This window comes from Streptomyces sp. NPDC027185, assembly GCF_055567035.1.
This window is the reverse complement of record NZ_JBVHRF010000005.1, coordinates 439,630-461,021: the sequence shown is the minus strand read 5'-3', so window position 1 is coordinate 461,021 and position 21,392 is coordinate 439,630. Positions and strand designations below refer to the sequence as shown.

The following is a 21,392-nucleotide window of genomic DNA, read 5'->3' as shown; positions in this document are numbered from 1 at the left end:
GGTGGCGTTTCACGTGAAACACCACCGGAGCGCGGCCCGCGGCCTCAGGGCGTCAGCACAAACTTCTTGAACTCACTGGAGAGAGACAATGGCGAAGCCGCCTGCTCGCAAGCCTAAGAAGAAGGTTTGCGTGTTCTGCAAGGAGAAGATCTCCTACGTCGACTACAAGGACACGAACCTGCTGCGGAAGTTCATTTCCGACCGCGGCAAGATCCGTGCCCGCCGAGTCACCGGCAACTGCACCCAGCACCAGCGTGACGTCGCCACGGCCGTGAAGAACAGCCGTGAGATGGCGCTGCTGCCCTACACGTCCACCGCGCGATAAGGGAAGGGTGACCGAATAATGAAGATCATCCTCACCCACGAGGTCTCCGGCCTCGGCACCGCCGGCGACGTCGTTGACGTCAAGGACGGGTACGCCCGCAACTACCTGGTCCCGCGTGGTTTCGCGATCCGCTGGACCAAGGGCGGCGAGAAGGACGTCGAGCAGATCCGTCGCGGTCGCAAGATCCGCGAGATCGCCACGATCGAGCAGGCCAACGAGGTCAAGGGCCAGCTCGAGGGCGTCAAGGTGAAGCTCGCGGTCCGTGCCGGCGACGCCGGCCGGCTGTTCGGCTCCGTCACCCCGGCCGACATCGCCTCGGCGGTCAAGGCTGCCGGTGGTCCGGACGTCGACAAGCGCCGTGTCGAGATCGGTTCGCCGATCAAGACCCTGGGCGCGCACCAGGTCTCCGTGCGTCTGCACGCCGAGGTCACCGCGAAGGTCGGCGTCGAGGTCGTCGCCGCCTGAGCTGGGCAGTAAACGCCGAAGGGCCGCATCCCGGGAACGGGGTGCGGCCCTTCGCCGTATCCGGGACGGCTCAGTCGCCGTCCTGGGCGCGCCGGTAGAGGGCGGCGATGTCGTCATCGAAGTACGAGGCGTACGAGACGTCGTCCTCGTCCCCGCCGCCGAGGTGGCCGCCGAGGACGCCGATGACGGTGCCGGTCTGGCTCTTGGGGTCGTAGTCGGCGAGCCAGGGGCTGCCGCTGGTGCCGCCGGCGAAGTCGTCGCACTGGATACGCATCTGGGTGCTGCTGTACTTCGTGGTGCGGTTCTGGCAGGAGATGGGGGTGTCCCGGCTGGAGGGGTAGCCGGTGATCTTGACCTCGTTGTCGAAGCCGCGGTCGATGCCGAGGGTGTTGCCGCCGAGGACGTCCTGGATCTGCTTGCCGCCCTTGGGGCTGAGGGTGAGGAAGGCGACGTCGAGGTCCTCGTCGTCGGAGGAGGCCCAGCGGGGGTCGACGAAGATCTTCCGGACTTTCCACAGGCCGGTGGGTTCGTCGCCGTCGCGGTAGTCCGGGGCGAAGACGAGGTCGTCGACCGGCTTGCCGGTGTCCGGGTCGAAGGCGCAGTGGGCGGCGGTGACCAGCATGTTCCGCCCGGGGCTCTGCACCACGCTGGCGGTGCAGAAGTGGTTGCCGGTGTCGTCCTTCTCGAAGACCGCGCCGATGCGGGCGTTCTCCTCCGTACGGCGCGGGGTGTAGGCGCTGCCGTCGGAGGCGGGGGCGGTGGCCTCGGGGTCCTGGTCCTGGGGCGGCTCGTCGCCGATGCCGGACTTGCCGAAGCCGTCCGGGGCGGCGAGGGGCGGTGGCGGGGGCTCCTCGGTGGCGTAACCCGTGGCGACGCCTGCCCCGATGACCACCAGCGTCAGGGGCAGCAGCGTTTTCCAGGCAAGCGGGCGCACTCCGTCATTATCGGCAACGTTGCGAAGATCGGTAGAGGATCACCGGAAGGCACCGGTCACAATCCACCGGCCCGAGCGGGCACGGAGCCAGAGCGTCAGCATCCGGACGGTCATCATCAGGGCCATCGCCCACCACAGCGCCGTGAGCCCGCCGCCGAGGGCGGGGACGGCCAGCGCGGCGGGGGCGAACAGGGCGAGCGTCACCAGCATCGCCCAGGCCAGGTACGGTCCGTCGCCCGCGCCCATCAGGACGCCGTCGAGGATGAAGACGACACCGGAAACGGGCTGGGTGAGGGCGACGACCAGGAGCGTGGTGAGCAGCGGGCCGCGCACCGCGGCGTCGGAGGTGAACAGGGGGATGAACAGCGGCCGGGCGGCCGCGACGAGGACGCCGAGAACGACTCCGGAGGCGATGCCCCACTGCACCATGCGGCGGCAGGCGGCCTTGGCGCCTTCCTCGTCGCCCGCGCCGAGGTAGCGGCCGATGATGGCCTGACCGGCGATGGCGATGGCGTCCAGGGCGAAGGCCAGCAGTGACCAGAGGGTGAGGACGATCTGGTGGGCGGCGACCTCGGCGTCCCCGAGCCGGGCGGCGACCGCGGTGGCGATCATCAGGACGGCGCGGAGCGAGAGGGTGCGGACGAGGAGGGGCACGCCCGCCTGGGCGCAGGCCCGGATCCCGGCGGCGTCGGGGCGCAGCGAGGCGCCGTGGCGGCGGGCGCCGCGGATCACCACGGCGAGGTAGACGGCGGCCATGGCGCACTGGGCGATGACGGTGCCCCAGGCGGAGCCGGCGATGCCGAGTCCGGCGCCGTAGACCAGGCCGATGTTGAGGGCGGCGTTGGCCGTGAAACCGCCGATGGCGACGTAGAGCGGGGTGCGGGTGTCCTGGAGGCCGCGCAGGACGCCGGTGGCGGCCAGCACGACGAGCATCGCGGGGATGCCGAGGGCGCTGATCCGCAGGTAGGTGGTGGCGTACGGGGCGGCGGTGCCGGAGGCGCCGAACAGCTCGACCAGTGCGGGGGCGGTCGGCAGGACGGCGGTGATGACGGCGGCGCCGAGGAGGAGGGCCAGCCAGATGCCGTCCATGCCCTGGCGGATCGCGGCGGGCAGGTCGCCGGCGCCGACGCGGCGGGCGACCGCGGCGGTGGTGGCGTAGGCGAGGAAGACGAAGACGGAGACGGCGGTGGTGAGCAGGGCGGCGGCGACGCCGAGACCGGCCAGCTGGGGGGTGCCGAGGTGGCCGATGACGGCGCTGTCGACCATGACGAACAGGGGTTCCGCGACGAGGGAGCCGAAGGCCGGCAGGGCGAGTGCGATGATCTCGCGGTCGTGGCGGCGGGCGGAGCGCCGTGGCGCCGCGGGAGCCTGTGTCATGCACTCAATCTAATCTTCCACAGGTAATAGACGCAAGGCGACTATGATCCTTACTTTTCGCCGGACGGGGTGAGGGCGCACACGTCTGCGGCGTCGAACATGAACAGGTTGTCGAAGTTTTTCTCCCCCACAGGCCCTGAATGGTGAACCCGCAGGTCACAGTGGTGCGGCGGGGGCGGGTGTGTGCTTGTCCACAGTGGTTTCCCCCAGGCCGTGCACAGGAACGGCGGGGTTCTCCACAGGTAAGGGCCAGTCATCCACACCACCTGTGGATAACCAGATTGGCGGACGGTGCGCGCGGGCCTACCGTTGACCGGCGCCCGCCACCTGCTTTCGGCCCGAGGATCTCGTGAACTCGACGCGCCGTAACCGGAGTCGGGCGTCTCAATTGTCGGAGCCGTGCCGTAAGAAGGAAGAGGCACGGCGAGGTCCGCGTCGCGGACGGGAGGAGGTGCCGGGGTGAGCGTGGCAGAGCCCATGGACGATCCCTGGGCGGACTCCGGTCCGGGGGACCGGCTGCCGGCCGGCCGCTTCCGCCGGGGTGAGGGCAAGGGCCGCGGCCGTGGTGACCGCCCCGAGCGGGACGAGGAGGGCGGCTCCTGGTCCGGCGGCTTCGAGCGGGTCCCGCCGCAGGATCTCGACGCCGAGCAGTCCGTCCTCGGCGGCATGCTGCTGTCCAAGGACGCCATCGCGGACGTCGTCGAGGTCCTCAAGGGCGAGGACTTCTACCGCCCCGCCCACGAGCTGGTCTACCAGGCGATCCTCGACCTCTACGCCAAGGGCGAGCCGGCCGACCCGATCACCATCGCCGCGGAGCTGACCAAGCGCGGTGAGATCGCGCGGGTCGGTGGCGCCTCGTACCTGCACACCCTGGTGCAGTCCGTCCCGACGGCCGCCAACGCGGAGTACTACGCGGAGATCGTCCACGAGCGGGCGGTGCTGCGCCGTCTGGTCGAGGCCGGCACCCGCATCACGCAGATGGGATACGCCGCCGACGGCGATGTCGACGAGATCGTCAACAGCGCCCAGGCGGAGATCTACGCCGTCACCGAGCAGCGGACCAGCGAGGACTACCTCCCGCTCGGCGACATCATGGAGGGCGCGCTCGACGAGATCGAGGCGATCGGCTCCCGCCAGGGGCAGATGACGGGCGTCCCGACCGGCTTCACCGACCTCGACGCGCTCACCAACGGTCTGCACCCCGGCCAGATGATCGTCATCGCGGCGCGTCCCGCCATGGGTAAGTCGACCCTCGCGCTGGACTTCGCCCGTGCCTGCTCGATCAAGAGCAACCTGCCGAGCGTGATCTTCTCCCTGGAAATGGGGCGCAACGAGATCGCGATGCGGCTGCTGTCCGCCGAGGCTCGGGTGGCCCTGCACCACATGCGGTCCGGGTCGATGACGGACGAGGACTGGACACGGCTGGCCCGCCGGATGCCGGACGTCTCCGCCGCGCCGCTCTACATCGACGACTCGCCGAACCTCTCCATGATGGAGATCCGCGCGAAGTGCCGCCGCCTCAAGCAGCGCAACGAATTGAAGCTGGTGGTCATCGACTACCTCCAGCTGATGCAGTCGGGCGGCTCCAAGCGGGCCGAGAGCCGGCAGCAGGAAGTCTCGGACATGTCGCGAAACCTGAAGCTGCTCGCCAAGGAGCTGGAGCTGCCGGTCATCGCCCTCTCCCAGCTGAACCGTGGCCCCGAGCAGCGCACGGACAAGAAGCCGATGGTCTCCGACCTGCGTGAATCCGGCTCCATCGAGCAGGACGCGGACATGGTCATCCTGCTGCACCGCGAGGACGCGTACGAGAAGGAATCCCCCCGCGCGGGCGAGGCGGACCTGATCGTCGCCAAGCACCGTAACGGCCCGACGGCCACGATCACGGTGGCGTTCCAGGGCCACTACTCACGGTTCGTGGACATGGCGCAGACGTAGGGAGGCTGGACGGCCTCAGACTCCGTGGCCGGATCTCACGGGCGCGGGCCGGTCCATGCCGGTGCCCAGATCCCGCTGCCGGGACGTCCGGGGTAGGCGGAGGTGAGGTGGCTGAGCAGGGCTTCCAGGGCGGGGTGGGGGTTGTCGGCGCGCCGGATCAGGGAGTGCGGATAGATCGGCGTCGGGTCCTTGAGGGGGATACGGCGCAGGTCGTGGCCGGCGGGCCAGACCAAGGGGGTCTGTTCGCTGACGAAAGTGGCCAGCTTCGTGGAGCCGGCGATGGTGTCGAGGAGGGGCTCGATGCCGAAGTCCGGGCCGACCGTGTCGATGACGATGCCGAAGGCCGCCGCGAGGTCGTCGTAGTAGGCGGCCCACTCGGTGCCGGGCATGTTGCCGGGCATCCAGACCCGGTGGCCGGCGAGTTGTGCGGGGCTGACGGCTGTGGCGTTCGCGAACGCATGACCCGGCCCGGTGAACAGGTGGAGCGGTTCGTCGAAGACGGCGGTGGCCGTCACGCCGTGGGGGAGTCGCCGGCCCGGCATGGTCACGGCGCGGAAGGTCGCGTCGATCGTCCCGTCCTGGACAGCGGTGATGGCCGCGTCATGGTCGAACAGCGTCACGACGTCCAGCGCGGTCCCGGGGTGGGCCAGATGGAAGCCGCGCAGCAGACCGGCCAGGGAGAGTTGGCGGCCGATGACGTCGACGCGCAACGCCCGGCTGCCGGGCCGCACCGAGTCGGCGGCCAGTTCAGCGGCCTGGAGGAAGGTACGGGCGTGGGGTAGGAACGCCTGCCCGTCGATGGTGAGGCGCGCTCCCCGCGCGTCCCGGGTGAAGAGCTGGACACCGAGCTCCCGCTCCAGGGCGGCCACGCGCTTGGACACCGCCTGCGGAGTGATCGTCAGGACGAAGGCGGCCTCCTGGAACTGTCCCGCGTCCGCGACGGTGACGAAGGTGCGCACGGCGGTGACGTCCATGCCGCTCATCCTAGGAAGACAACCGGCTGTTGATCATTGCCGTCGTGGGCGTTGTTTGATCCCTTCCTGCCTCGATCGCTTTGATGACGGAGGTCAACCAGTGGTTGATCGCCCGTCGTCCATGGCGGGTGCCGCGCAACAGTTCCGGCCCGAGCGCCCCTCGTGAGGAACCCTCATGCCTGATCAAGATCGTCTCTACGTCCGCACGGCCGAGTTCGCCCGCGTGGCCGAGCGCATCGAGTACGTGAACACGCTCACCTCACGGCTCAACGCCCTGCCCTACGACGACAAGGCCACCCGCAGCGCCCTGCTGTCCGAGATCATCGGCAAGCCGGTCCCCGGCTCCGTCACCGTCTATCCGCCCTTCTACACGCACCACGGACTAGGCATCGAGTTCGGCGAGGACGTCTTCGTCAACCAGGGCTGCACCTTCATGGATCACACAGGCCGCGGCGCCATCCGTCTCGGCGACGGCGTGCTGATCGGACCGAAGACCACCCTCATCGCCACCGATCACCCGCTGGAAGCCGGCGACCGGAGCGAATACCTCACGATGGCGCCCGTCACGATCGAAGCCGGCGCCTGGCTCGGCGCGGCGGTGACGGTGCTCCCCGGAGTCACGATCGGACGTGGTGCCGTGGTCGGCGCCGGCACCGTCGTCACGAAGGACGTGCCCGCCAACACCTTGGTGACCGGACCGGCCGCGTTCGAACGCAAGCGGTGGAACGGCTGACGGCGCGGCCGGTGGTGGCTCTGCTGCCGGAAGGTGCCGCGAGCCCGCGCTTTCCCGGAGGCAGCCGGCTGATCCGCGAGCGGCTGAGGAAGCGACGCGCTTCCGGGGCAGCAGCTCAGCGGAGCCGTTTCACCATCAGCCGTTCTCTGGACCCGTCGCCGGAGACGAGGTCCCCGAGCTCGCCCGAGAAGTGGAAGCCGTGGCGTCGGTACAGCGTCATCGCAGGCTCGTTGCCGGGCAGTACCGCGAGTCTCAAGGAGGTGGCCCCCGAGCGCCGGGCCCATGTCTCGACCTCCGTGACCAGGAGGTCTCCGATGCCGTGACCGCGCGCCTCGGGGCTGACCCATACCGATCTCAGCTCGCAGAGGCGCCGTCCACGGGTAGCCCGTCGGCGACCCCCACCGCCTGCCCACGCAGCAACGCGACGACGTGGTGCGCGTCGGGCAGGGCCAGACGCGCACGCCACCGTTCCTCCCCGCCGCGGTGCCAGTCCTCGATACGGGACTTGAAGGAGTCCGGATCCTCGGTCAGCGCGGCGAGACGAACGTCCCGCCACAACGGCCAGTCATCGGTTGTGAGAACACGCAGGCGCACCATACGGGCGAGTCTGCCGCGCGGCAGCCGGATTTTCCCCGGCGGCGCCTGGAACAGCCGGCCGTTCGCGCTTTCCTCGCTGGTCAGAGCTACGGCGGAGCGAAAACCGGGTGCGGAGGGGCGGCTTCGCATCCGATACTCCTGCGAGCTCATGGCACGAAGGGGGAGGCGGAGAGAGTGAAGCTTGCCGAGGCACTGGCGGAACGCGCGGAGGCGACGCGCCGTGTGGAGCAGCTGCGGGCGCGGGTCGTCAGCAGTGCGCGGTACCAGGAAGGGGAGACGCCCGCCGAGGACGCGGCGCAGTTGCTGGCCGAGGCCGGGGAGGCGCTGGACGCCCTGGAGTCGTTGATCCGGCGGATCAACCGGACCAACGCGACCGTGGAGATGGGGCCGGACGGCACGCTCACTGACGCTCTCGCGCGCCGGGATGTCCTGCGGTTGCGGCACTCCGTCGTCACTGCCGCGGCGGACGCGGCGGCGGGGAAGGGCGAGCGGGGATACGGCCGGCAGCTCCGGTCCGAGCTGATGATGCTCTCCGCGCTTCCGGTCGCGGAACTGCGCGGTCAGGCGGATGCGCTCGCCCGGGAGATTCGCGAGGTCGATGTGCGGATCCAGCGCACGAACTGGGAGGTCGACCTGCTGGACTGAGAAGTTCGGCGGCTGGAACGATGGGGAGCAGGTAGCTGCTTCGGAGGCGTGCACACCCCGAGGGCCGGCGGTTTTCCGGCCCACTCCTGGCGCGTGAAGAGCAACGCGGGGGTTCGACTCCCCACGACACAGTGCAGCTCAGCACCGCGTACAGGTAACGGCGTACCGCGCACAGCACATCACCACGTGCAGATCCGAGGCGGCGAGGGCGGGTTCGGGGCTTTCCACATCGCGGCACCATCGCGGCACCGCGGAGAACGGTGGGCGCCGACGGCGCTGCCGCGTCTTCCGCGAGCGGGGCGTACGCGGCAACGACCACGTGGGTAGCGGAAACGACCACGTGGCTCAGCGGATGGCCATCCGCCGGACGCCTTCGGGGCGTGTCTCCTCCTGTGGTCCGGCGCGGCCTGTCCTGTGCCGGGAGCACCTCGCACGGTGCGACGGAGGGGCGGGGCAACGCCCCGGAAGGATCAGGAAGCGGCTGGTCAGCCGGTCTGCCCGGGGTGCCGGCCGCGAGATTCTGCACATGCGCCCGGTCTCGCAGACCTCTTGTGGAGGAGCGGGTCCGGGCTCCGACGACCAGGAAAGACACCACATGACCTCTTCCTCATCGGCCCCCGTGGAGCTGATCACCGAGCGGCTCGTTCTCCGGCTCTGGTGCCCGGCCGAGGTCGCGGCGGTGATCGACAACACCGCGTCGCCCTTCTGGGCGGACGGCTTCCCCGCCGAAGGCGACCGCGTGATCGCGGCCCTCTTCGAGCAGAATCCCGGCCGGCTCGACGAGCGATACGGGCAGCGCCTGATCACCGAACGGGACACCGGCCTGGTGGTGGGCTCGATCGGCCTGTTCCGGCCGACGGTCGAGGGCACCCTCGAAATCGGATACGGCATCGCGGCGTCCCGCCGTGGCCGGGGCTACGCCACCGAGGCCACCGGCGCCTTCGCCCGCTTCGCCCTCACCGCCCCCGGTGTCCACACCGTGTTCGCCGACGCGGAGCCGGCGAACGCGGCCTCCGTCCGTGTGCTGGAGAAGGCCGGGTTCCGGAGGTGGTCCGCGGAAGGGGACACGGTCCGCTTCCGGATCACCGGGTCGGATCACCGCGGGGGATGACGGGGCAGGGCCCGGTCTCGGCGACACGGGCGGTGCCCCGGGCGCTTCGGCGCGGGCCCGAGGCGCTCACCTCCCGGCGGCCACCGTCCGGCGACCGGGCGTCCGGTGCGGGGCGAGGTGCCCGCGGGGGATCAGGTGCGGGAGAGTGGGCGGCGGCGGGCGGTTGCGTGTACGGCGGTCCGCCGCTGCTGAGGAGGAACATGTCCACCGTGCCGACCGAGAGTCCCGGGCCCGAGCCCGTCCGCGCGCCGGACGGCCGGGACGCGCCGTCCTGCCCCGGGGGCGAGACGTTCGCCGAGCTGTTGCCGGAGACCCGGCGGGAGCTGACGTACCGGCTCGCCGCCGCGCAGCGGGAGGGGCGGGCGCCGTCCGTGGTCGGCGCGGTCGTCCGGGGCGACCGCATGGTGTGGGGCGCGGCACGGGCGGCGGAACCGCCCGCGGCGTACGGCACCGTCCAGTACCGCATCGGTTCACTGACCAAGATGTTCGTCGCGGTACTGGTGCTGCGGCTGCGCGATGAGGGCAAGCTGCGGCTGGACGACCCGCTCGGACGCCATCTCGACGGGACGGAGGCGCCCGAGGCGACGGTCGGAGAGCTGCTGGCGCACAGCTCCGGGCTCGCCGCCGAGCCGCGCGGCCCCTGGTGGGAGCGGACCTCGGGCACACTGCGCCCGGGGCTCGCGGACCTTTTCGGCGAGCATCCGCAGCGGCTGCCGGCCGGTGGACGCCACCACTACTCCAACCTCGGCTACGCGCTGCTGGGCGCACTCGTCGAACGGCTCCGGGGCGGCCGGCCCTGGCACGAGGTGCTGTACGACGAGGTGCTGGAACCCCTGGGCATGACGGAGACGGCGGTACGGCCGCGGGAGCCGTACGTGCGGGGGTGGGCGGTGCATCCGTGGGCCGACGTGCTGCTGCCGGAGCCGTCGCACGATACGGGGCTGATGGGACCGGCGGGCCAGCTCTGGTCCACGGTGGACGACCTGTGCCGGTGGGCGACGTTCCTGCTGCGCGGTGACGAGCGGGTGCTGTCCGCGGCGAGCTTCGCGGAGATGCGGGTGCCCGCGGTGCCGCCGGAGGGTGACGACTGGGAAGCGGGGTACGGCCTGGGTCTGCAACTGGCCCGAACGGGCCCCCGTACGGCATCGGACGCGGGGGCGCCGGGGCGGCGGCTGCTGGTCGGGCACAACGGATCGATGCCCGGCTTCCTCGCCGCGCTGTGGTGTGATCCGGACCAGGATCTCGCCGCCATCGCCCTGGCCAACTGCACGCACGGGCCGTCCATCTCCGGTACGGCCACCGGCCTGCTGGAGACCGTGGCCGACCGCGAGCCGCGCATCCCGGAGCCGTGGCGGCCGCTGTCCGGGCCGTTGGACGAGGAACTGCTGGAGCTCACCGGCCCCTGGTACTGGGGCGCGAAGCCGTTCGTCCTGCGGCTGCGCGAGGAGCGGTGGCTGGAGCTGACGCCGCTGTCCGGTACCGGCCGCGCGTCGAGGTTTCACGTGAAACAGGACGGCACCTGGACCGGCCTCGACGGCTACTACGCAGGGGAGACGCTGCGGGTGGTGCGTGGCGACGACGGTTCCGTCAGCCATCTCGACCTGGCGACGTTCGTCCTGACCCGGGGCCCGTACGCACCGCAGGCGCCGGTGCCGGGAGGGGTGGCCCCGGAGGGCTGGCGGGTCTGAACGCGCGGGGCGGGGCGAGCCGGTCGGGGAGCTGACCGGGCGGCGTGGCCGGGCTGGACGTGAGGGCGTCGAGCCGGGCCCGCAGGGGTTCCGGGGCTCCGGGTGCGGGCGCGTGCGGAGCCGTGCCGGGGCTTCCGGTTGGCGCTCCGGCCCGTACGGCAGGGGCGGCGAGCCCGGACGTACAGTCGAGCGAGACGTCAGGAGCCGCGCCACCGTGCGGCTCGTTACCGCTGGAAGGCCACTGTGACTGCCGTGACTGCGAATGCCGAAGCCCCGGTTCTGCTGGATCTGCCGCCGCTCGACGCGGCCCGCTTCGCGCGGATCGAGGACAAGGTCGCCGCGCTGATGCGGACCCGCTGCGATGTCGTGGCGATGCAGGGCGAGGCGCTGCTGCCCCTGGAGGCATGCATCCGCTCGGCGGTACAGCCCGGCAGCACCGCCCTCAACATCATCACCGGGCCGTACGGCGAGACCTTCGGTGGCTGGCTGCGGTCCTGTGGCGCCGAGGTGGTGACCGTGACGGCTCCCTTCACCGGCGCGGTCACTCCGGAGCAGGTCGCGGAGGCGCTGCGGGAGCACCCGGAGATCGACTTCGTCAGCCTGGTGCACGCCGAGGCGGCCACCGGCAACACCAATCCGGTGGCGGAGATCGGCGCCGTGGTGCGGGAGCACGGCGCGCTGCTGATGCTGGACGCGGTGGCATCGGTGGGCGCGGAACCGCTGCGCACCGACGAATGGGGTGTGGACCTCTGCGTCATCGGCGGGCATAAGGCGCTGGCGGGCCCGGCGGGGGTCTCCGCGGTGTCGGTCAGCGCCCGTGCCTGGGAGCGGATCGAGGCCAACCCGCAGGCGCCCCGCCGCTCGTACCTTTCGCTGCTGGACTGGAAGCACCGCTGGATCGACGGGGGCCGCACCGCGCTGCCGCACGCCCCGGCCCAGCTGGAGATGCTCGCCCTGGAGCAGGCCGTCGACCGCGTCGACGCCGAGGGGCTGGACGCGGCCGTCGTCCGGCACCGCGCGGCGTCCGCCGCCACCCGGGCGGGTGTCCGGGCGCTGGGCGGGCTCACCCCGTACGTGGTGCGGGACGAGGACGCGGCTCCGGCGGCGACCACGCTGCGCACGCCGGAGGGGCTGGACGCCGGTGATCTGGTGACGTCCGCGCTGGCGGCCGACGCCACGGTCCCGGTGCAGGCAGCCGCGGGAGCGCTCGCCACGGAGATGATCCGGGTGAACCACTACGGCCGAGCCGCGGACCTCTCCGTGGTGCGGTCCTCGCTGGCGGCCCTGGCCGCGGGGCTGGAGGCCCGCGGCGCGACGGCCGACGGCGCGGCAGCGGCCGAGGCCGCCGGGGCCGCGTGGCGCGAAGTTCTCGGCAGCTGATCCGGACGGCAGCGGGGCCGCGCGTGAGACCGGCCGACCGGAACCGGTATCGGCGGACCGGCCCCCAGCAGTCAGGGAGTTGACCCGAAGCGAAGGTCCGGCTTCGGCGAATTCCGAGGGGTGGTGCTGTGTTTCACGTGAAACACAGCACCACCCCCTTTGTCTTTGAGGGCGCTTTGTCTTTGAGGGCGAGTTGGCGGTCGTGATGAGTAAAACCCTCAAGTACTAGGTGAGTTGGCGCTCCTCCATGTCGGGTTGGGGGAGGGCGTAGTCGGACCTCTTGAGGCGGCTACGGCCAGCTCGGCGACCGGGGGGCGGGGCGACGGACCGGCGCGCTGCTGAGGCCCGTGCGCGGCACAGTTTCCTTTGCTCCCGCACCGCGCACCTCTCCGTGCCGCTCTCCCCGCTTCGCTCCGCGCGCCTCTCCGCGCTTCGCGTCTCCTCTGCGCCGCTCGTCATCTCGCACAGCTCTCCAGCGCTGCCTCTTCCGTTGCGGCGCGGATCCGCTCCACTCCGCTCCTCTCGTTCCGTCTCCCCTCGCGTCCACTTGCGTCCATTCGTTGTTCCGCCACGGCCAGGTTTTGTGGCAGAGAAGAAAACGGGTGGTGGACCCCGTTTAAAATGACGGCAGTTTTCGAGGTTGCGGGCGCCGCTCGCGGGAGGGGTGCGGATGTCCGGCGGGGGCTGGAGAGCTTCGCGGGCCGATGCCCGGCGGAACCGTGCGCTGGTACTCCAGGCGGCTCGATCTGCCTTTGCCGAGGGCGGGTTGGCGGTCACACTGGAGGAGATCGCGCGCCGTGCGGGGGTGGGCGCGGGCACCGTCCACCGCCACTTCCCGTCGAAGGAGAGGCTGTTCGCGGCGGCGGTGACGGACCGCATCCGCCTCTTCGCCGACACCGCTCAGGACCTGTCCGACGTTACGGAACCGGGCGAGGTGTTCTTCCGCTTCTTCGCCTCCGTGGTCCGGCTGGCCACCGAGAACCGTGCGCTGGGCGAGGCGCTGGAGACGGCGGGGGCGCCCGCTGCCGGCGATGCGGCCGAGGCCGGGCAGGAGTTCGTCGCGGCGTTCGAGGTCCTGCTGCGCCGGGCCCGGGAAGCCGGGGCCGTACGGGAGGACGTCGTGATCGACGACGTGAGGACCCTGCTGGTGGGGTGCCTGGCGATGGAGCGTCGGCGGGTGGCGGTGGGGGACACGGCGGGAGTGCCGGGCCGGATGACGGAGCTGGCGTGCGACGCGCTCCGCCCAGGGCGCACCGTAACGGAACTCCCGTCCGGGCCGCGGAGACGTAACGGTGTGGAGTGCGGTGTCTGCGGCACTCCGGTGGCGGTGGCGCGTACGGGGCGACCGGCGCGGTACTGCGGCGGGGCGTGCCGTCAGAAGGCGCACCGCGCGCGGCGGGCGCGAGCGCGGAATGGCGACGCGGCGCCGGCCGAGCGGCAGCGCCCGTAGGGATCGTCCACGGGGGCCGGCGCTCGCGGGCGTGGCGGAGGCGGTCCCGCCGGGAGCGCGCGGGCGTCGGCGGGGCGGCCGTCAGAGCCGGCGTTTGAAGCCGAGGTGGGAGGCTTCGAAGCCGAGCCGTTCGTAGAAGCGGTGGGCGTCGATACGGGTCGCGTCCGAGGTGAGCTGGACGAGTTGGCAGCCGAGGTCGCGGGAGCGGCCGACGGCCCACTCGATCAGCTGGGTGCCCAGTCCGCTGCCCCGTTCCTCGGTGTGGACGCGGACCCCCTCGATGATCGAACGGGTGGCGCCGCGCCGGGAGAGCCCGGGGATGACGGTGAGTTGCAGCGTGCCGACGGTGCGGCCGTCACGGACCGCGACGACCAGGTGCTGGTGCGGGTCCGAGGCGAGGACGTCGTACGCGGTGCGGTACGGGGTCAGATCGTCCGGGGACTCGCGGGTGGCGCCCAGCGGGTCGTCGGCGAGCATCGCGACGATGGCCGGTAGGTCGGCTTCGGTCGCGCGGCGGATCTCAAGAGCGCTCATGCGCGCGACCCTATGCGGACACGGACCGGAGGCATGGGCCGGGGAGGCACGACGGGGCGAGGAGCACGGGGGGGGGGCTTCCGGCCCGGGGCGCGGCCCGGGGGCCGAGCAGCTGAGCGCGGACTCCGGAACCCGGCGCCGACGGCTCACGGACGGCGTGCGCCACGGGACATGCGGGGCTGCCGTGTGGCGGGACCTGCCCGCCGGGCCGGTCCCGGCCTCGTGCCGGTGGTTTCGGAGCGGGGCCCGTCCTTTCGACAGGGCCCTCTTTCAGGGGTCCCTTTCCGGGGAATCCCTGAACGGGACCCTGACTTCGTCTCCGGGATGTTCCGTCTCCGCCCCGGAATTCTCCCGGAAATTGCCGTTCAGATGCGGTCCACCCCTGTACGAGGTGGTTGCCCGTGCCGGGGAGTAGGGGTGGGAATGGGGGAGAAGTAGGGGTACACGGGCGGTGGCGGGGCGGTGCGGAGCGCCTAGGCTCCGCGGCATGGGGAAGTTGCATCTGTTCGATATGGACGGGACGTTGCTCCACGGCTCGGCCGCCGCCGTGGAGATCTCCCGGCTGCTCGGGCTCGACCAGGAGATCGCCGAGTTGGAGCGTGGCTTCGCGGCAGGGGAGCTGACGCCGACGGAGTTCGCGCAGCGGGCGTGCGACCTGTGGGCGGCGGAGCTGACGGAGCCCCTGGTGGCGGCCGCGTTCGAGGGCGCGCCCTGGCTGGCCGGCATCCGGGAGGTCTGGACGGACATCCGGGCGCGCGGCGAGCGGTGCGCCGTACTCTCGCTCTCGCCCGGCTTCTTCGTGGAGCGGCTGCTGGACTGGGGGGCCGACGCGGCACGTGGCTCGCGCTGGCCCACGGTGCCGATCCGGGAGCGGGTGGACCCGGCGGGAATCCTCTCCGCGGCGGCGAAGGTCGAGATAGCCGACGAACTGTGCGTGCGGTACGGACTGACCCGCTCGGACTGCGTGGCGTACGGCGACTCGATGTCGGACAGCGCGCTGTTCGCGGCGGTCCCGGAGTCGGTCGCGGTCAACGCCGATCATCACGTCAGCGGGCTGGCGACGTGGACGTACACCGGGCGTGATCTCCGCGAGGCATATGAACTCGTCGCCGGCTCTTGCTAATTCGGGATTTCGTGGTGGATTCGCCCGTTGCGCATGGTGAATTTTTCCCTTCGACGGGAACCGCGGATATCGGATACGGCGTGTGGAGGGTGCGCGGGTGTGGTGCAGGAGCCTGGTGTGGAAGGGGCCTTGTGGATTCAACTACTGCCGGTATGGTCGGGGCGGTTCGGCGGCGGCGCGGTGTGAGCGCCCGCGCGACGGGCGCGGAAGCGGCGCGGCCCAGCGGTGAAGCGCCCCGCGACATCATGGCTTCTGCGCGTTTGTCCGTGACGGCGGAGCGAGAGGTTGAGAGGTATGGAAGGCGCCCTTCTGGCGTTATAGCGGGAATGTGAGTTTTGTCCGTCTTGGCGGGCGTTGCCGGAATGACAGGTGGGGTTGAAGAATTCCGGGGCAGGCTGGGGGAATTCAGGCACGTTCCGACCGGCGGAAAGTGCGACGACAACCGAAAGACGTTCGAGGCGAGGCTAACCATGGACGCTCCGACCACCGCGACGGCCGACAACGGCTCTTCCGGAGGCAGCAGTGGCGATTGGGGCTGGTTCACTCCGTCGAAGCCGTCCGACGAGCAGCAGGAGCTGACCGACGGCGCTCACGGCGGGCACGACCCCCAGGAGCACGGCGGTACGACGCCGCCGGACCGTGACGGCATCGGCGTCGACGGCTCCCACGGCCACGAGCGCGGAACGGAGCCCGGTCGCGGCGACGGCCACGGCGGCGCGGACGCGCCCGGCCACGACACCGCGGCCGGTAGGCCCACCGACCGTCCGGCCGGCTGGTTCGACGCCGCCCCCACGCCCAGGGTGCCCGAGCAGACGGGCGCGACCGGACAGGAGCGCCTCCCCGGCCACCGGCCGAACCCGGTCCGCCCCGTGGGCACCGCCGCCGACCGGGCGACCGCGCCGGCACCGGCGCCCGAGCCCGAGCCGTTCTCCGCCTTCGGACACCGTCCGGCCCACCCCGCACCCGCCACGGACACCTCCCCCGCCCCGGCGGTCCGGGCGGCCGCGCAGCCGGACCCCGGCCCGGCCGCGGCCCCGCCCGACGAGACAAGACCCGACCCGGCGGCCCGTCCGGGCCCGCCCGCCACCGCCACCCCGGCAGCCGCACCCGCCGCCCCGGCCCCGGCCGCCGCGTCGGCACCGGAGACCGCGGGGGCTCTGGAACTCTTCTCCCCCGCCGTCCCGGAGTCCCCCGACGCGGCACTCATCCGGCGCACGCTCACCGAGATCGAGCCGGTCTCCGACAAGGTGACCTCGTACTTCTACGCCGTGCTCTTCGTCCAGCACCCCGAGCTGCGGGCACTGTTCCCCGCCGCGATGGACACCCAGCGCGACCGCCTCTTCAAGGCCCTGCTCACCGCCGCCCGGCACATCGACGACTCCGATCGGCTCACCGCGTACCTCTCGCACCTGGGCCGCGGCCACCGCAAGTACGGCACGCTGCCCGACCACTACCCGGCCGTCGGGGAGAGTCTGCTGGGCGCACTCGCCCGGTACGCGACGCTCAGCTGGGGCCCGGAGACCGAGGCCGCGTGGGTCCGCGCGTACACCGCGATCTCCCAGATCATGATCGACGCGGCGGCGGAGGACGAAGCCGTCGCGCCCGCCTGGTGGCAGGCCGAAGTGGTCTCCCACGAACTGCGCACCCCCGACATCGCCGTGGTCACCGTCCGCCCCGACCAGCCCTACCCGTTCCGCGCCGGGCAGTACACCAGCCTGGAAACGCCCTGGTGGCCACGGGTGTGGCGGCACTACTCCTTCGCGTCGGCACCCCGCTCGGACGGACTGCTGTCCTTCCACGTCAAGGCGGTCCCGGCCGGCTGGGTCTCCAGCGCGCTGGTGCACCGCGCCCGCCCCGGCGACGTCCTGCGCCTCGGCGGCCCCGTCGGCTCCATGACCGTCGACCACACCACCCGCAACGGCCTGCTGTGCGTCGGCGGCGGCACCGGCATCGCCCCCATCAAGGCACTCATCGAGGACGTCGCCACCCACGGCGTCCGGCGCCGCGTCGAGGTCTTCTACGGAGCCCGCAGCGACCACGACCTCTACGACATGGACACCATGCTGCGGCTGGAGCAGTCCTACCCGTGGCTCCAGGTGCGCCCGGTCGTCTCCACCGGCCCGGCGGCCGGCCGCGCGAACGGCGTCACCGGTGAACTGCCCGACGCCGTACGGAAGTACGGCCCGTGGCAGGAGTTCGACGCCTATCTGTCCGGGCCGCCCGGACTCATCCGCAGCGGTGTGACGGCACTGGTGGGGGCCGGAGTCCCGACCGACCGCATCCGCCACGACTCCGTCGACGAACTGGTCCCGGCGGGGGAGTGACGTCTTGGCAGCACACGGTGGACCCGGTGGTCCGCGGGAGGGTCACGGTATGTACGACGCGCGTCCGGGCAGCGACGGGGAGCACCTCGTCCAGCAGCGGCTGGGAACGACCGAGCGGGCGAACCGTTTCTACAGAGACCAGGTCCTCGACCACCTCAACGGCACCATGCAGGAGTTCGTGGCCCGCCAGGAGATGTTCTTCCTGGCCACCGCGGACCGGCACGGCGAGTGCGACTCCTCGTTCCGGGCCGGACCGCCGGGCTTCGTGCAGGTGCTCGGCGACCGGCACCTCGCCTACCCCGAGTACCGCGGCAACGGCGTCATGGCCTCGGTCGGCAACCTCTCCGAGAACCCCCGCCTCGGCATCCTGATGGTCGACTTCCTCCGCGACCGCATCGGCCTGCACATCAACGGCCGGGCCCGGGTGGTCCTCGACGAGGAGATGCGCGGGCAGTACCCCTGGCTGCCGGTCGACCCCGTCCCCGGTCGGCGCGCCCAGCTGTGGGTCACCGTCGAGGTCGAGGAGGCGTACATCCACTGCGCCAAGCACATACCGCATCTGCAGAAGGTCCCGCGGCAAGAGCGCGGCGCACGCGCCTGGGGCACCGACGACCAGCGGCGCAAGGGCGGCGACTTCTTCGGCGCGGCCGCCGGGGCCGATACCCGCCCGCCTTTCCGCCGCCCCGGCCACGAACAGGAGCACCTGCGCGGCGGACGCCACGAGGACACCGCCGCGCCCCGGCTGCGCGGTGAGCCCGACGGTCTTGTCGAGGCGCTCAACGAAGGGTTCCAGGGCGAGGTCGAGCGTGTCCTCGCACGGGCCCGGCAGCGGCGCCCCGCCGAGGACCCGGAGTTCCGCGGCTGGTTCGGCTGAGCCCGGCCGGTGACGGGCGCCCCGGGGCGGACGACGCGATGCGCGGCCCCGGGCCCGTACGCCCCGCAACGGGCCCCGACGCGCCACGCCCGCACACCCGCGGCGGCCCCCCGCCCCATGCCCCGCCGCTCCCCGGTGGCCGCGGCGACCGGCCCGAAGCACCGGGCGGACTCGTGATCACCCCAGGTCAGGGGCGTGCATCGCCCGTACGCCCTCGATGTTCCCGTCGAGGTAGTGCCGCAGCGAGAGCGGCACCACCTCGACGGAGGCGATGCCCACGCGGGTGAACGGCACCCGCACGATCTCGTACTCCCCGCACGGCTCCTCGACCTCCGGACCGTGCCGCCGGGAGAGATCCATGGTGTCCAGCCGGCAGACGAAGAAGTGCTGCACCTTCACGCCGTCCACCCCGCTGTCGCCGATGTGCTCGACGGTGTCCACGAACACCGGGACGACGTCCTTGACCTTCGCGCCCAACTCCTCGTCCAGCTCGCGGTGGAGCGCGTCGGTCACCGTGGCGTCCGTGGACTCGACCCCACCACCGGGAGTGATCCAGTAAGGGGCGCGGCCCGGCTTGGTGCGCTTGATCAGAATGAGGTCCGCGCCGTCGAGCAGAATCGCCCGGGCGGTCCGTTTGACGACAGGCCGTACGGTCATAGAGGACAGATGCCGCAGCCGACGGCCACCGAAACCCCACCGGAGCCACCGGTTCCGCGCCCCGCGGCGGACGTACCCGGCACTCCGCCACCGCCGGACCGCGGCCCCGCACCGCGACGGCCCCGGCCCGCGCCGCCCGCCACGGCACGGACCGGGGCCCACCTCACACTCCGCGCAGCGCCGTATCCAGCGCCCGCCGTACATCCGCGATCAGATCCTCCGGGTCCTCGACACCCACCGAGAAACGGATGAAGCCCTCCGGCACCGCGTCCCCGCCCCAACGGGCCCGGCGCTCGGCGGTCGAGCGCACACTGCCGAAGCTCGTCGCGTCGTCCACCAGCGTCAACGCGGCGAGGAACCGCTCGGCGTGCGCCCGGTCGGGCAGCGTGAACGACACCACGTTGCCGAACCGTCCCGGCCGCATCTGCGCCACCGCCGTCGCGTGCGACGGGTCGGACGGCAGCCCCGGGTGCCGCACCCCCGAGACCTCCTCCCGGGCACACAGCGCCTCAGCGAGCGCCAGCGCGCCCACCGACTGCTGCCGCACCCGCAGCGCCAGCGTGGCCAGCGAACGGTGCGCCAGCCAGCTCTCCATCGGCCCCGGGATCGCACCGACCGTCTTCCGCCACAGCCGCACCGCGTCCGCCCGCCCCGCGTCCCGGGTGGTCACATAGCCGAGCAGCACATCGCCGTGCCCGGTGAGCGCCTTGGTGCCGCTGGCCACCGAGAAGTCGGCGCCCAGATCGAGCGGCCGCTGCCCCAGCGGGGTCGCGAGGGTGTTGTCGACGGCCACCAGGGCGCCCCGCTCGTGCGCCGCGTCGGCCAGCCGCCGCACGTCACACACGTCGAGCCCCGGGTTCGACGGCGTCTCCAGCCATACCAGCCGGGCCCCGTCCAGCACGTCCACCTGCGCGTCACCGGCCGTCGGCGCGGTACGGACCTCGATGCCGTACCCCTCCAGCCGCTCCCGCAGCACGGCCAGGAGGTTGTAGCCGTCCGACGGCAGCACCACCGCGTCCCCGGGCCGCAGCTGCGAGAAGAGCACCGCGCTGATCGCGGCCATCCCGGAGGCGAACGTCACGGTGTGCGCGGGCACGTCCGGCGACTCCAGCGCGCCGATGGCCTCCTCCAGCCGCGTCCACGTCGGATTGGCGTCCCGTCCGTAGGCGTACGGACCGCCGGCGTCGCCGGGCAGGTGGTAGTGGGCGGCGAACACCGGTCCGGGCAGGGACGGTTCGTGGGCGACGGGCTCGGGAAGCCCGGCCCGTACGGCGCGGGTGGCGTCATCGGTCATGAGCGCTCCTCGGGGAAGTGGGTCACGTCGGCCCCGGAGGGCGGTGGTGCGGCGGTCGTCCCCCGGGCGAGAGCGCCGGAAACCGCCGTCAGCAGCCCCGCGCACGCCGCCTCGATCATCTCCAGGCACGCCGTGAACTCCTCGGGGCCGCCGTAGTACGGATCGGGCACATCGAGCGCCCCGGCACCGGGCCCGGTGGGATCGTAGGACCGCAGTAGATGGATTTTGGCCGCGTCCCGGGGGCCGGGCGCCATCCGGCGCAGCGCCCGAAGATGCCCGCCGTCCAGCGCGACCACCAGGTCACGGCCGGCGAACCACGAGGCGTCGAAGCGCCGGGCACGGTGGTCCGCCGGATACCCGGCCGCGGTCAGGACGGTGACGGTACGCGGATCCGCGCCCTCGCCCTCGTGCCAGCCGTCGACACCGGCGCTGTCGGCCACGACTCGGCCCCCGAGCCCGGCCGCGGCGACCTCGGTGCGGAAGACGGATTCGGCCATCGGCGAACGGCAGATGTTCCCGGTGCACACGAAGCAGACGCGGAACGGGCGGTGGGACGTACGGGACACGGCGGGGTCAGTCCTCGTCGGGCAGCATGACGTGCATGGCCCACGAGACGATCGACACGATCACGCCGCCGAGCACCGCGGTCCAGAATCCGTCGACGTGGAACGCGAGATCGAGATTGCCGGCCAGCCAGGACGTCAGCATCAGCATCAGCGCGTTGACCACCAGCGTGATCAGGCCGAGCGTGAGGATGAACAGCGGGAACGACAGCAGCTTCACGATCGGCTTGACGACGAAGTTCACCACTCCGAAGATCAGCGCGACCAGTATCAGCGTCAGCGCCTGGTGACCGGTGCTGTTGCCGGTCAGCGAGATGTCCGGCTTCAGCAGGAAGACGGCCACGGCAAGCGCCGCGGCGTTGGCGATCGTCTTGACCAAGAAGTTCTTCATGGTGAGATCGTCCCAGAC

At 71.9% G+C, this 21,392-nt stretch carries 20 protein-coding genes and 1 pseudogene; 12 read left to right on the top strand and 9 right to left on the bottom strand.

The window, feature by feature from the left end; all coding sequences use genetic code 11:
• Positions 1-88 precede the first annotated feature (88 nt).
• Both rpsR and rplI read left to right on the top strand, forming a co-directional pair.
• The gene (gene rpsR / locus ACZ4M8_RS19345; protein ID WP_003978893.1) at positions 89-325 is read left to right on the top strand and encodes a 30S ribosomal protein S18; all 237 of its coding nucleotides are present in this window, start codon (positions 89-91) and stop codon (positions 323-325) included.
• Between the two features lie 18 nt (positions 326-343).
• On the top strand, positions 344-790 hold the full coding sequence (gene rplI / locus ACZ4M8_RS19340; RefSeq protein ID WP_399088373.1) for a 50S ribosomal protein L9: 447 nt from the start codon (positions 344-346) through the stop codon (positions 788-790).
• A gap of 70 nt (positions 791-860) precedes the next feature.
• Here rplI and ACZ4M8_RS19335 read toward each other — a convergent pair whose 3' ends face one another.
• Complete coding sequence (locus tag ACZ4M8_RS19335) at positions 861-1,724, bottom strand: trypsin-like serine peptidase (RefSeq protein ID WP_467608888.1); 864 nt, start codon at positions 1,722-1,724, stop codon at positions 861-863.
• A 39-nt stretch (positions 1,725-1,763) separates the two neighbouring features.
• Complete coding sequence (locus ACZ4M8_RS19330) at positions 1,764-3,101, bottom strand: MATE family efflux transporter (RefSeq protein ID WP_467608885.1); 1,338 nt, start codon at positions 3,099-3,101, stop codon at positions 1,764-1,766.
• A 477-nt stretch (positions 3,102-3,578) separates the two neighbouring features.
• Between ACZ4M8_RS19330 and dnaB the strand changes: the two genes are divergently transcribed.
• Complete coding sequence (gene dnaB / locus ACZ4M8_RS19325) at positions 3,579-5,036, top strand: replicative DNA helicase (RefSeq protein ID WP_467609164.1); 1,458 nt, start codon at positions 3,579-3,581, stop codon at positions 5,034-5,036.
• 35 nt (positions 5,037-5,071) lie between these two features.
• Here dnaB and ACZ4M8_RS19320 read toward each other — a convergent pair whose 3' ends face one another.
• Entirely contained in the window at positions 5,072-6,010 is a 939-nt protein-coding gene (locus ACZ4M8_RS19320) for a LysR family transcriptional regulator (RefSeq protein ID WP_467608882.1), read from the bottom strand.
• A gap of 175 nt (positions 6,011-6,185) precedes the next feature.
• Between ACZ4M8_RS19320 and ACZ4M8_RS19315 the strand changes: the two genes are divergently transcribed.
• Positions 6,186-6,743, top strand: a complete 558-nt coding sequence (locus ACZ4M8_RS19315; protein WP_467608879.1) for a sugar O-acetyltransferase — start codon at positions 6,186-6,188, stop codon at positions 6,741-6,743.
• A 115-nt stretch (positions 6,744-6,858) separates the two neighbouring features.
• Here ACZ4M8_RS19315 and ACZ4M8_RS19310 read toward each other — a convergent pair.
• A pseudogene (locus ACZ4M8_RS19310) lies at positions 6,859-7,340 on the bottom strand (GNAT family N-acetyltransferase).
• Between the two features lie 174 nt (positions 7,341-7,514).
• Here ACZ4M8_RS19310 and ACZ4M8_RS19305 point away from each other — a divergent pair.
• The 5 genes from ACZ4M8_RS19305 (at position 7,515) to ACZ4M8_RS19285 (ending at position 13,614) form a co-directional block, all read left to right on the top strand.
• Positions 7,515-7,985: a DIP1984 family protein gene (locus tag ACZ4M8_RS19305; RefSeq protein WP_399088359.1), complete on the top strand. Its 471-nt coding sequence runs from the start codon at positions 7,515-7,517 to the stop codon at positions 7,983-7,985.
• Positions 7,986-8,580: 595 nt separating this feature from the next.
• A complete protein-coding gene (locus tag ACZ4M8_RS19300; protein WP_467608875.1) occupies positions 8,581-9,096 on the top strand; it encodes a GNAT family N-acetyltransferase in 516 nt (171 codons plus the stop codon).
• Between the two features lie 200 nt (positions 9,097-9,296).
• Positions 9,297-10,784: a serine hydrolase domain-containing protein gene (locus ACZ4M8_RS19295; RefSeq protein WP_467608871.1), complete on the top strand. Its 1,488-nt coding sequence runs from the start codon at positions 9,297-9,299 to the stop codon at positions 10,782-10,784.
• Between the two features lie 243 nt (positions 10,785-11,027).
• Positions 11,028-12,164, top strand: a complete 1,137-nt coding sequence (locus ACZ4M8_RS19290; RefSeq protein WP_467608868.1) for a pyridoxal-phosphate-dependent aminotransferase family protein — start codon at positions 11,028-11,030, stop codon at positions 12,162-12,164.
• A gap of 766 nt (positions 12,165-12,930) precedes the next feature.
• Positions 12,931-13,614 carry a TetR/AcrR family transcriptional regulator gene (locus ACZ4M8_RS19285; protein WP_467608865.1) on the top strand — a complete coding sequence of 228 codons (684 nt, stop codon included), beginning with the start codon at positions 12,931-12,933 and terminating at the stop codon, positions 13,612-13,614.
• Between the two features lie 81 nt (positions 13,615-13,695).
• Here ACZ4M8_RS19285 and ACZ4M8_RS19280 read toward each other — a convergent pair whose 3' ends face one another.
• Positions 13,696-14,148 (bottom strand): GNAT family N-acetyltransferase, encoded by a 453-nt coding sequence (locus ACZ4M8_RS19280; RefSeq protein WP_467608863.1) that lies wholly within the window; start codon positions 14,146-14,148, stop codon positions 13,696-13,698.
• A 487-nt stretch (positions 14,149-14,635) separates the two neighbouring features.
• Between ACZ4M8_RS19280 and ACZ4M8_RS19275 the strand changes: the two genes are divergently transcribed.
• The 3 genes from ACZ4M8_RS19275 (at position 14,636) to ACZ4M8_RS19265 (ending at position 18,469) form a co-directional block, all read left to right on the top strand.
• Positions 14,636-15,271 carry an HAD family hydrolase gene (locus ACZ4M8_RS19275; protein ID WP_467608861.1) on the top strand — a complete coding sequence of 212 codons (636 nt, stop codon included), beginning with the start codon at positions 14,636-14,638 and terminating at the stop codon, positions 15,269-15,271.
• 470 nt (positions 15,272-15,741) lie between these two features.
• Positions 15,742-17,595 (top strand): globin domain-containing protein, encoded by a 1,854-nt coding sequence (locus ACZ4M8_RS19270; protein WP_467608860.1) that lies wholly within the window; start codon positions 15,742-15,744, stop codon positions 17,593-17,595.
• 49 nt (positions 17,596-17,644) lie between these two features.
• Positions 17,645-18,469 carry a pyridoxamine 5'-phosphate oxidase family protein gene (locus ACZ4M8_RS19265; protein WP_467608857.1) on the top strand — a complete coding sequence of 275 codons (825 nt, stop codon included), beginning with the start codon at positions 17,645-17,647 and terminating at the stop codon, positions 18,467-18,469.
• Between the two features lie 177 nt (positions 18,470-18,646).
• Here ACZ4M8_RS19265 and ACZ4M8_RS19260 read toward each other — a convergent pair whose 3' ends face one another.
• The 4 genes from ACZ4M8_RS19260 to ACZ4M8_RS19245 all read right to left on the bottom strand — a co-directional run bounded on the left by ACZ4M8_RS19260 (position 18,647) and on the right by ACZ4M8_RS19245 (position 21,374).
• A complete protein-coding gene (locus ACZ4M8_RS19260) occupies positions 18,647-19,126 on the bottom strand; it encodes an NUDIX domain-containing protein (protein WP_467608855.1) in 480 nt (159 codons plus the stop codon).
• A gap of 163 nt (positions 19,127-19,289) precedes the next feature.
• A complete protein-coding gene (locus ACZ4M8_RS19255; RefSeq protein ID WP_467608852.1) occupies positions 19,290-20,420 on the bottom strand; it encodes a cystathionine gamma-lyase in 1,131 nt (376 codons plus the stop codon).
• On the bottom strand, positions 20,417-20,986 hold the full coding sequence (locus ACZ4M8_RS19250) for a low molecular weight protein-tyrosine-phosphatase (RefSeq protein ID WP_467608850.1): 570 nt from the start codon (positions 20,984-20,986) through the stop codon (positions 20,417-20,419). The genes ACZ4M8_RS19255 and ACZ4M8_RS19250 overlap by 4 nt, the downstream gene beginning before the upstream one ends.
• A gap of 7 nt (positions 20,987-20,993) precedes the next feature.
• Entirely contained in the window at positions 20,994-21,374 is a 381-nt protein-coding gene (locus tag ACZ4M8_RS19245) for a phage holin family protein (protein WP_467608847.1), read from the bottom strand.
• Positions 21,375-21,392 lie beyond the last annotated feature (18 nt).